This is a genomic window from Paenibacillus sp. FSL H7-0735, assembly GCF_038008505.1.
GTDB classification, from domain to species: domain Bacteria; phylum Bacillota; class Bacilli; order Paenibacillales; family Paenibacillaceae; genus Paenibacillus_AQ; species Paenibacillus_AQ odorifer.
In genome coordinates this window covers 972926-984603 of sequence record NZ_JBBOZH010000001.1, presented here as the reverse complement: position 1 = coordinate 984603, position 11678 = coordinate 972926, and the positions used below count along the sequence as shown (strand labels likewise).

Here is an 11678-nt window from a genome sequence, read left to right as displayed (position 1 = left end):
CCACTCCTTTCATGAGGTTCTAGAACAAAGCGCTATCCTTGTTGTATTTGCGGACAATATAGTTGGAGGTCATGACTAGCGTAAAGCCGACAACCGATTGATACAGACCTGCGGCAGTGCTCATACCAATCTCCCCCGTTGTTTTGAGGCCTTGATAGACATAGGTATCAATAACATTCGTGACACTGTAGAGCGTACCGGAATTACGAGGCACCTGGTAAAAGAGACCGAAGTCGGCGTAGAAGATTTTACCGATGGCCAGCAGGGTCATGATCGTAATAATCGGACTCAGCAACGGCAGTGTAATATTGCGAATCTGTTGGAACTTACTAGCTCCGTCGATCATCGCCGCTTCATACAGCGACTTGTCGATCCCCATAATAGCTGCGAGATAAACTACGCTGTTGTAACCAACCGCTTTCCACAGATAGACTAAGATCAGGATGAACGGCCAGTAGGCTTTTTCCGAATACCACTGAATTGACTCTGCGCCAAAAAAGCCCATGATCTGGTTCAGCATCCCGCGTTCGGAGCTCAGGAAACTAAATGCAAAATAGCCGACAACGACCCATGACAGGAAGTAGGGCAGGAACATGCCGGTCTGATACACTTTGGCCAGCTTCTTGTTCACAATCTCGGACAGCACAATCGCCATCAGAACCGACAAGATCAAGCCAAGCAGGATAAACGCTCCATTGTAGAGCAAGGTGTTGCGGGTAATGATGTACGCGTCATTGGTGGTGAACAAAAACTTGAAGTTGTCTAACCCCACCCATTTGCTGTTGATAATACTCGCCCAGAAGCCGTCGCGGCTAAAGCGGTATTCCTTGAAAGCAATAATTGTCCCTATCATCGGCAGGTAAGAGAAAAAGAGAAACCAAAGCGCACCTGGTAAAACCATGAGCAGCATAATCTTGTTATTCATAATATTTTTTATAAATCCGCTGATTGTCTTCACACTTAGATCCCTCCTGTATGTCCTTATATTTCAAAAAAAGACCGGGTCCAGAGGCCACGCCCCTGCCCCGATCTTCTCTTACGTTGATGTTTTACTTGTTGTTGGACGCTTTCCAGGCATCAATTTGCGATTGCGCTTCAGCGATAATTTTGTCCAAACCAGCTGCCTTGAATTTCTCAATAGCTTTCGGTAGATACTCGTCAGGATCAACGGTTCCAGTCATTAGTGGTGACCAGTATTCTTCTTTTACGTTCTGAACCGCAGCGATTTCAGTGGTCACCTTGGAAGTGTCGAAGTTAAAACCAAGCAGCGGTGCATTTACACCGGATTCATTAAACTTTTTGAACTCTTCCCATTTGTTCTCAGGGTCACCCTCGTTCAAATAGTTGATCATGATATTGCCCAGCGAGAAGGTTGGCATGTCATAGTTCTTGGATTCATCCAGGTTCTTCATGGAATTCTCACCAGTCTTCTCGTAGTGCACGCCTTCGATTCCGGAGTCAATCATGTTGCGCAGCACCGGATCGGTGTTGAGCAGGTTCAGGAACTCCATCGCTTTCTCCGGATATGCAGAGTTAGCCGAGATGGCTTGCATCGAACCCATAACAGACCAGTTGTAGATGTAAGGTTTGCCAGCTGGCGTGGAAACTACAGGATAGCCGTAGCTTGCCGACCACAGATTGTCCGCCATCGGCTGGGTAGCCGCGCGATCCATGAACCAGTTCGAAGATTTATATAGATCATCCACCGAAGTTGTAGTTGCTACTTCCGGCGAGATATAACCTGCCTTGTAATATTTGCGAACGGTTTCAAGAGTGCTTTTGAGTTCTGGGGATTCCAGAATGTTCACGATCTTGTAATCCTTCGTGTCCATATAAACAGCCATTGGCATCTTTTCAATGATGTAGTCGAACGGCAGTACTGGCATGAAATCCTTCACCATAGCGTAAGGCGTGATGCCCGGTTCATTCTCTTTGATCGTCTTCAGCAGTGGTTCAATGCTTTCCATTGTGTTCACCCCGGAAATGTCGAGGTTATATTTGTCGAGCAGCTCTTTATTGAAGCGCCAAACTTCTTGCGCCGGAAGCTCTTTGTTGGCAGGAACGGCATAATTATGTCCATCTACCTTGGAACCTTCCAGGAACGCCGGATCAATCGTGTCTACGATGCCTTTTCCATATTCATTAAGCAGGCTGTCCAATTCCATAAAAGCGCCTTTGCGGGCATTTTGCACATAATCGAACGCCCAGGAGCACGTAAAGAGAATGTCCATGGGTTCACCAGCGGCTACTTTGACCTGCATTTTTTGTGTATAATCGCCAAAATCAATCATATTCATCTTCAGGGTGACATTTATCTTCTCTTTAGTGTACTTATTGACTTCTTCCACGACACGGTCCAGATCCTTCTGCGGTCCGCCGATCGTGTACCAGATCAGTTCGACTGGTTTCTCGGATGATGCACCGTCGCCGCCCGCTCCTGAACTGTTAGTTGCCGCGTTGTTTGAATCGCCGCCACATGCGCTGAGCGCAAGCGAGAATGCCATAAGTGATGTCAGTAACAGGGAAAACCTTTTTCTTTTGTTGTTGCCCATTCCTGTATAACCTCCCCTTTGTTTACCTCAAGATCGCTGGCCTAATCCGGAATTAAACCAGCAGCTTTCTCCTTCAAGGACTATCTTTACTGTAATTTATGAAAGCATTTTCAAACAGAAGATAAACTAAATAAATCATGTAGAAAATAAAGAAAAAGCTTGCAGCGGGGGTCCGCTAGACAAGCCCTTTGTACTCCGTAGGAGATATCCCGACATGCTTCTTAAATTGTTTGTAAAAATAGCCGGTCTCCCAATAGCCTACTTTGAGAGCGATTTCATGAACTTTAAGTGAGGTATTCCGCAGCAGCTCCTTCGCCTTCTCAATCCGGTATTTATTGATATATTCGGTGAATGACTCATTCACCTCTTTATGGAACAGCTGTCCCAAATACACCGGGTGAATATGGTATTGGGCACCGAGGGTCTTCAGTGACACATCTTCATTGTAGGACTCATGGATATAATTCAGCACCTGCTGCACGACTGGACTCTTTACGTCCCGAACTAAGGCGTCTACCGTAATGGTAGCGGCTTCCTGAATAATCTGGGTCAGTTCATTTATGGAAACTGTGGAGCGAATGAGGCCAAAACCGTCTGCGAAAAGCTCCGGTTCTTCCACATGGCGGATCTCCTGCAGCTGCATCTTGAAGCGGATCAACCATTCCATGGCAATGCCTTGCAGCAGCACAGGTGTAATTCCCTCCATCTGCCGCAGCTGCTCAAAATGATCCTGGATCCGCACCAGCAGCGCTTCCTTATCCTTCGCCATAATCAGCTTGAGATCATCTTCCCAATTCAGCGGCATACCTTGGACAGCAACCTCATGCCTGTCCTGAACTTCCTCATAATGCAGCAGATTCCGCTCTGGAAACAGCATGAAATATTCCTGAGTCATCTTTGCATGGGCATAACTCTGAGCCGCCGCCTCCTCCATCTCCTCCACCGTTCCTACGGACAGACGCATTGGCGGACCGCCAGTTAGGGATAACAGCAGCTGCGCATGAAGCCTCTCCACCGCTTCTTTACCCTGCTGATACTCACTAAGCAGATGCAGCAGCACGGTATCTCCATCCATATCCCGGAATGCAATCAAAGACGGGTTACCGCCTACAACCTCTTCCACCGCCTGAAATAGCTCGGCAGCGTCCTGTTCAGAGCGAAGCAGGGCCACCTGCACCAGCGGCTTATCTAGTCTAAGTCCCAGAAAATCAGTCCGCTCACTGAATTCCTTCGGCCCAATCTGGCACCGCAGCCAGCGGTACATCACATTATCGCGTAGAATGGAAATACTATGCGCATTGAATTGACTCTCTTGACGGGAGACACCCAGCTTCTCGGCGGCAGTCACTAGTGTTGCCCGGAACTCTTGCAAATTAATAGGCTTGAGCAGATAATTTTCAATGCCGAGCGCCATTCCTTCCTTAAGATATCCAAATTCATCATAACCACTGAGGATAACAACTTTGATCTCCGGCTGGATCTCCCGCACAGCCCGGATCAAATCCAGCCCGTTCATCAGCGGCATGGAAATATCCGTAATCAGTATATCTGCTGGAACAAACCGCAATGACTCCAGCGCTTCTTGGCCGTTCTCGGCGTGGCCGACAATCTCCATCCCCAGTGCTGCCCAATCCACAATGTCATATAATCCTTCGATAATAAAAGGCTCGTCGTCCACAATGAATATTTTATACATGGTTTGGATCATCCTCTCCCAGATCGGGAAAATACACAGTCACGGTTGTGCCGGTACCCGCTTCGCTTTGTAATTCAATGCCATACTCACTGCCATAAAGCAGCTTCAAACGTTCATGAATACTGCGCAGGCCGAATGATTCCGATTGTTCATCTGGCTGCAAAAGACCTTCTTTGAGCTGGACCAATCTGTCCGGGGCAATCCCCTGCCCATTATCTGTAACTACCGCACGCAAATATTTGCCATCCTTGGCCACAGCCACACTGATGTGATTATCATTCTTGTCCACGCGCATCCCATGTAGAATGTAGTTTTCAATGATGGGCTGCAGCGACATTTTGAGTACAACTCTTCCGGTAAGCTCTTTCCCGCATTCCATTGTATAAGAGAATTTATCCTTATAACGGATGCGGAACAGCTCCAGATATAAACGGCAGGCCTCTAGTTCATCCTTCATCGTATGCTTGGGTTTCTGGTGAACATAGCTTTTGAACAACACCGACAAGCTGTAGATCATCTCCCCGACGTCTGATGCCCCTTGAGAGATTGCCCTCATCCGGATCACCTCCAAGGTATTGTAGAGAAAATGTGGGTTTACCCTGGCTTCAAGCGCGGCGATTTCGGTATGTTTTTGCTTGATTTCAGCCTTAAACACACGGTCTATATGAAGATTCAGCTCATCCAGCATGTCGTTGAAGCTCTTGGAGATCTGCCCCAGCTCGTCTTCTCTGACATCGGTAATCCGGGCATCCAGGTCACCGTTTTTCACTTTGCGGGTGAACTTGATAATTTTATGAGTCCGTCTGGCAAAATTATTGATAAATAAAGTGGGTGTAATAATTGCAAACAACAGGCAGATCAAGCAGATGATGAAGATCATGTTCCGCAATCCCCTATAGGTGGCGGCTAATTCCTGCTTAGGTACAGCACTCAACACAGTAAATCCGCCTTGGGTGTGAGTCTGCTTAGTAATGATCATTCCGCCAACTTCTTCACCATCTGTATAAGCAGAATTCATCTGCTCGGGATAAGGATAGCGCTTTCCATAATAGGTGCCCGAGGTATCAAATAACACATCCCCATCCGCTGCCAGCACCAGAATCTTTCCCTTGAAGTCATCCTTATAATTGCCCATACTCCCCCAGACCTCGCTGGCATCAAAATAGACTAGAAGCTGACCAATGTTGCGCAGTGATATCTTGTTATTGACCGGGGTACGAACCGTAAACATCGGCCCCTCCGGAGATGAGATCGCCTGACTGACCCAAGTGTTTGGAGCGGTGACACTGCCTTCCTCCTCCAGATACAACGCATCCGGTACAAAAGAGTGGGCTGCATTAGTGGAAATAATCTGAAATTTGCCTTGGTCGTTATAGACATACAGCTGCTGCTCAGCTGCACTGTAGAGCATTAAACTGCGGATATCAGGATCATCTTCAACTTGATTGCGAAAAAACTGCACGGTATCCGTCGTAGCATTACTTTCGTTGAAATAGCGGTCCAGCCGGTACCTCACGTAATCTTCATACGGATGCTCCAGCAAATACGACGTATTAGCAGTCAGCTCCGTGTCCCGGTACACGTCACGCATCATAGACTGTACAGAGTCATATTTCTGCTCAATATAGCTATTGATGCTCTCCACGGTACGTTTCTGAATCTCCATCTGCCGCTGCACTACAGCCTGAGACATGAGCAAGAACATCAGGTAGGAGAAGGTGATAATGGTGACCACGGCAATGACTGAGAAGAGCAGGATGATTTTCATAAACAGATTATTCTTCAGATACTTTCTGTACAATTTTCCCGGAAACATCAGCAACCTCCTACAGCAGGGGGAAGACTAAGCTTCGCTGCTTGTCATTATGGATAAAGTATAGCATGAGGTGCTTCCTGCCTGTGGCTGGTAAAAGCTTGCAATCCTCCGCCAAGCAAAGACAGTCTGCCCATGGAGCAAAGGGCTCCTTGGGCAGACCGTGGTGGGGCTATATCATCTACCGGATGTAATTCAAGATGAACTGCGCAGCCTCGGCACGGGTGGCCAAGCCACCGGGAACAAAATTCCCGTCCGTGCGGCCATTCAACAGACCCAGTGATGACGCAGCATTCACGCTGTCTGCCGCCCAGGCTGCTACCTCATTGGAATCGGTAAATGTTGCCGGAGCTGATGACTGAAGCGTTCCATGCTCCAGCACATAGGCACGCATTAGCATAGTGACAATCTCCTGGCGGCTGATGTTCGCACTCGGATCGAAGTGCTCAGCAGTGCGTCCGCCTACAATACCTGCCCGGACCAGGCGCGCCAGGTCCTGTTCATACCAGACACCAGAAGGCACATCACTAAATTTCAATTCCGCCTGATCTTGCAGTCCCAGCACGCCAGCCAGCAGCTTCACAAATTCTGCTCTTGTAATACTGCGGGCGGGTTCAAATCCATTTTCGGAAGTGCCTTGTACCAGATGTTTAGCCGCCAGCTGGCGGATAGTGTCCGCAGCCCAGTGAGTAGACGGAACATCAGCGAAGGATTTATTGTACTCCAGCACAGCCAGCCTGCCTGTTCCGCTAAACTCCCCTTGCAGGAAGCCATTCGCGTACACTCCGCCGAGATAGGTAAGCGAACCCCCTTCAGCAATAGCATATAAACCAAGCAAATTAGTATTATAATCCGTATTTGTTGCACTCCATTGTAAGGTTACTGGTTTGCTGAAGCTTGGAAGACGGCTAGATGTGCCATTTCCCGCGATGATGCTCAGATCAAACGTCATACCCGTACCCCGCAAGACCACCCCACGCTCTGCTTTCAGTGTGCTCATGTTCAAAGTCTCCGGGCTGAGCTTCGCCTGAATCTTGCCGCCTGAAGCTTGGGCTTCATTAAGCAGAGCCTTCAATTGCACCAGCAATTCCGGCGCAATACCAAGTGTGGTTCCCGAGGCAGCCAATTCAAGTTGATGGATCCCTAGCAATTCACCTGCATTCACAGGCAGCTCAATAGCTGTAACGCCTGCCGGCACATTTACCGTCACTTTGCCGTTCTCAGTAGATGTACTGAGTGCACTTGCTGGAACTGTCAAAGTTGTGCTAGTAGGACTTGGAAGCGGCGTTGCTGTCGCTGCCGGAGTCGTCCCACCAGTTCCCGTACCTGTCCCTGGAGCCAATGTCGGCTGCGGTGTAGATACAGGAGTATTGTGGACCTTGAAATCAATAGTTCCGCTCTTTTGAACAGCCGTATAAGGGTGGCCATTCAGTATTTTGGTGTTGGTGACTACGGCCGTGTACTCGCCGCTGTCCGTTTCTTTTGCAGAAGCAATCGTATAATCACGCTCCACAGCACCTTCAATGGCCTGCCCGTCTTTCAACCATTGGTAGCTTAACTCGCCATAAACTGCAGAAGCTACTACGGCAAAAGACACCTTATCACCTACAACTGCCGGATTCTTATCTACGCTATTAGAGGTGATAACTGGCGCATCGGGTGTCGGATGTACTGTCACCGTAAGTTCATTACCGGTTCTTGTTGAAGGCTCCGTTCCCTCTTTTCCAATCAGAACCACACGGAACTGCGTACCGCTGTCTGCTTCAGAAGCTGTAAACGCGTATACCGCCGAAGTCACGCTCTCCACCACAGTCCATTCCTCTGCGGTTGCTGCCTTCGTCTCCCAGCGAATTGATTCCACATCCCCGCGGATCTGTACGAACAGCTTCACTTCTTCACCCATAATGACATCAAGTGCAGACGGAAGATCGGTTATGAAATCAGGCGCTTCCCATGGTGCTTCAGCCGGAGTTACATTAATTGTGTACTCTGCTTCACTGCTGCCACCGGATTCATTGGTGACGATGACCTTGTACTTATCGCCATCCATCACTGTAGTCAAAGCAGGGATAGTATAGGAGGCGGACATTCCCAACGCATCTCCATAACCGCTGCCTGTGTCCGCATACCAGGCATAAGTCAGCTGCCCTGCGCCAGTGGCAACTGCCGTTAGTGTCGCGGACGTATTTTCACGAAAGGAGCCTTCCCCTACGATCTTCACCTTTGGAGCTTGCAAGGCCCACTTCGCCTGTAAGTTCAGTTCACCGGTTATTAGTTCTTTGGCAAAATTCCATCTTCGCGCACCTTCACCTTCTCCAACGTACCAGCCTTCCAGGTCATAGCCCTCTCTGGCAATACCCGTAGGCTCCAAGAGCAAAGTGCCATACACAGCCTCGGCCACAGTATTTGCTGGTTCACCCCCATTAGCATCAAAGAGAACGGGATAGCTTCCTTTCAGATAGACAGGTTTGGAGCGGTTGCCTGCATAATCCTCCATCACCACATGCACAACTTTTGCCGACGAGGTGAAGCTTAAGCTCGCCTTAGTTGTCCGTCCACGGATAATCATCGGCTTATTGCCAGAGCTATACGTTGTGGCAAAAGATTTTGCATTCCCATCCTCATACACATACATATACCGCCAGTCTCTGGTATTCGGCATCGGCAGATTCAGTTTGCCGTCCGTCCAGGACCATTCTTCCGCGTAAGGTTCTGCGACCGTGTCGATGAACCGGCCGCTGACCGAGACTGGATCGGTGTTGCCCGCGGTAACGGTGACAATGTAATCATCGCCGTTTACCGGCATCCCCGTGAACAGCGCAGTGCTTGCACCTGCCGGGACAACCACTTGCTGTGACACCGGTTCGGATGTCGTAATCCAATTCAAGGACTGCACTCGAACGGTAATGTCATCGGAAGCTTGAGCGGAGTTCGTCCAGTTCACATTCAACTCTCCGTCCGCACTTGAATCCACCTTCACTCCGGAAACCGCCGCATCCAGATCAAAAGCCAGCGTTGCCGCTTCACCCTCCACTCCATCCGCACCCACTGCAACCACTTTAAGGGTTCCGGATTTCACCGGGAGATGCTTCAGATAGAACACCTCATCGTATTTGCCGCCCATAAATACATCATTCACGTACACATTATATTGCTTGATCTTAGTGTAATCGGGATCTAGCTTCCACTTCACAACCATTTCACCTGTATCTGTAAAAGCTTCCGCAACTGCTAATTCCGCAGGAGCTGCGGGCTTTACAGCAGACCCGTCATAAACGCGCAGCTGTCCGACGTTCATCTGGTAGGTGGACGCTGTTCCTTGCCCGGGATCAAAGACCAGTCCAAGAGCTGCAATATTATGACCTGCGTATGCACTCAAGTCCAGCTCCTTTGTCACCCAACCTTCCGAGTGTTGACCACTGTTTGGAATAGCGACCTCTACTACGGTATTCGGATCATCAGCCAGGATGAGTCCCACTTCCATCGCCGAAGCATCCGTGGCAGATGGCTTGTTGAAGCTGATCGACAGCTTGGAGTTGCCGTTGACCTCCAGCTCTGTTTTGTACAGACGCAAGAAGTTCTTCGCATTCAGATTGCCGTTCACCACCAGTGAACTGCCACCGTTATACGCACCGATGTGCTCATAGTTGTAACGGTTTGTACCCGCAAGGTTGTACTCCGGTCCATAATCAAAATCTACAGTAAGCTTATTGCCAGCAGTATCCTGCCACCACTGCCAAGTCACTGGGATATCCTGCAGGCTCATATTAGACCACTCATCCGGGTTCGATACTTCACCGTTCACGGAATAGGACAAGCCCTGTCCAGTGTTAAAATTGGTGTAAAAGTTCTTGTCCTTAATTACCGAACGCTCCGCAATGACGGAGGAGATTCCCGGCCAGTAACGGTTGTCGGCATAAACATCGGACACGGTATTGGTTGCCGATTTGACCGTATTCTTAGGGTCCACGTTCGGGCCTGACCACCATAGCTGCTCACGCAGTTTTGTCATCCATTGGTAGTCATTTTCGGATCTGTGCGAGACCGGGTAAGACAGGTTCATGTCCTCATCCAGACCGGCATGAACAAAGTCCGCACCGAGTGTAGCCAAGCTGAGCCGTGGCAAGCCATTGCTGTCCAGCTTGTTCATCAACGCTGTTCCGTTAACGGACTTAAACCGGTCGCGGCCCGCTTCCAGCCCTGCAAAACCAACTTCAAATAAGTTGTAGCTTGTTCCCAGACTGGTATTCAGATTGCTTAAGTAATTAGCCGCATTGGTAATCTGTGTATTGCCAGCCCCGTAGTCGAAGAAAAACGAATTGGAGACGGGTTCCTTGGTGCTTTTATCCACTAAAAAGGAGATATTGGTATCATTAATCGTCCGGGCGAACGTATTAGCACCGGTATTGGTGTTCAGCGAGTCGTACCACTGTACATACAGGCCGCCCTCTTGCAGCACCTTCATAAAAGCGATGTAATCGGGGATATCCTGGGTCGCTACATTCGGATTCATCTCTTCCTGATTTACAAAATAACCGTCAAACCCGAAATACCCGGCCATCTCGATCAGTTTATCCGCCACCGGAAAATTACCATTCTCGTCTTTAACTATCATTTGTTTGTACGTCTGCTGTCCACGGTCATTATTGGAAAAAAAGATTCCCGCCAATGACAGCACGCCGTTCTTATGCGCTGCATCGGTGTAGGTAGGGTTCGGGATGTTCAACATGCCGAATTCGAACCATTTTTGCTGCCAGTCCTTCTGGGCCAATTCATCATAATAATCCGGCGGGGTGTACGCAGTTGCTGTACCGTGCCAATAGGAGTAGTAATCGATATATTGCCAAAAGTTAAAATGATACTGCGCAAACTTGTTCGTATACGGCGCGTTCTCAATAAAAGCATTCCCGTAGTCGCCAGCAACGTTGATCATCTGTGTATCTGCGCTAAGCGCTGGGTTAGCTTGGGTTGCAGCAAATGGGGCATTCCGCTTCTGCAGCGGCACCCGCGATCTCAACAGCTCTGCATCCGGATCAGTTGCCGGACTCCAGTTCGCAATATGGCTGCTCGTATATCCATGTACATTAGGCTGATTGGCACCCGGCGCACTGTCTCCTGTAAAAGGCCACGTATCGCCGGCGTAAGCCGTTAGGGGAAGTCCTGAAACTAGCAAAGCTGCCGCCAGAACAGCTGATGTCAGCTTACGACGCGCCTTTTTACCGGTGTGAAGGTTCATTTTCCACTCTCCTCGTCCTGTAGTTGTTTCGGTTACTCTCATCCATGAAGCGTAATGTGTGCTGTCTATGTCGCCGAACAGCAAGTAGATTACTTCTGTTATCCCGTCCCTCTGCCGCTCCTACCCTCTTCTGCCTGCACATTCTGTATCCAACCACATATGTGCAAGCGCATTCATATTTGTCGGCAACCTCCTGTCTTACTTTGATTAGTCCACCCTAATCTAACCCAGATCTTTCCTTACAAATAGCCGCAAAATTAAAGATATGCTGGATAAATTAAAGATTATCGCGCCAGCAGGGATCGATATCCTGGCAATGAGTGGGTCGTTAAACATATGTTGGTTGAAAATATAAAGAGGATAAAGAAGCGTGGCCTCTTT

The 11678-nt window shown here is 49.0% G+C and carries 5 protein-coding genes; all 5 read right to left on the bottom strand.

Annotated elements, in window-relative coordinates:
• Positions 1-19: 19 nt before the first annotated feature.
• The 5 genes from NSS82_RS04300 to NSS82_RS04280 all read right to left on the bottom strand — a co-directional run bounded on the left by NSS82_RS04300 (position 20) and on the right by NSS82_RS04280 (position 11297).
• Entirely contained in the window at positions 20-925 is a 906-nt protein-coding gene (locus tag NSS82_RS04300; protein WP_282579979.1) for an ABC transporter permease, read from the bottom strand.
• A 124-nt stretch (positions 926-1049) separates the two neighbouring features.
• On the bottom strand, positions 1050-2552 hold the full coding sequence (locus NSS82_RS04295) for an ABC transporter substrate-binding protein (protein WP_036684926.1): 1503 nt from the start codon (positions 2550-2552) through the stop codon (positions 1050-1052).
• Between the two features lie 175 nt (positions 2553-2727).
• Positions 2728-4248, bottom strand: coding sequence for a response regulator transcription factor (locus NSS82_RS04290; protein WP_076272169.1), 1521 nt, complete (start codon positions 4246-4248; stop codon positions 2728-2730).
• Positions 4241-6064, bottom strand: a complete 1824-nt coding sequence (locus NSS82_RS04285) for a cache domain-containing sensor histidine kinase (RefSeq protein WP_076272168.1) — start codon at positions 6062-6064, stop codon at positions 4241-4243. Before NSS82_RS04285 ends, NSS82_RS04290 begins: the two co-directional genes overlap by 8 nt.
• A 178-nt stretch (positions 6065-6242) precedes the next feature.
• Positions 6243-11297, bottom strand: a complete 5055-nt coding sequence (locus NSS82_RS04280) for an endo-beta-N-acetylglucosaminidase (RefSeq protein WP_081386544.1) — start codon at positions 11295-11297, stop codon at positions 6243-6245.
• Between the last annotated feature and the right edge of the window lie 381 nt (positions 11298-11678).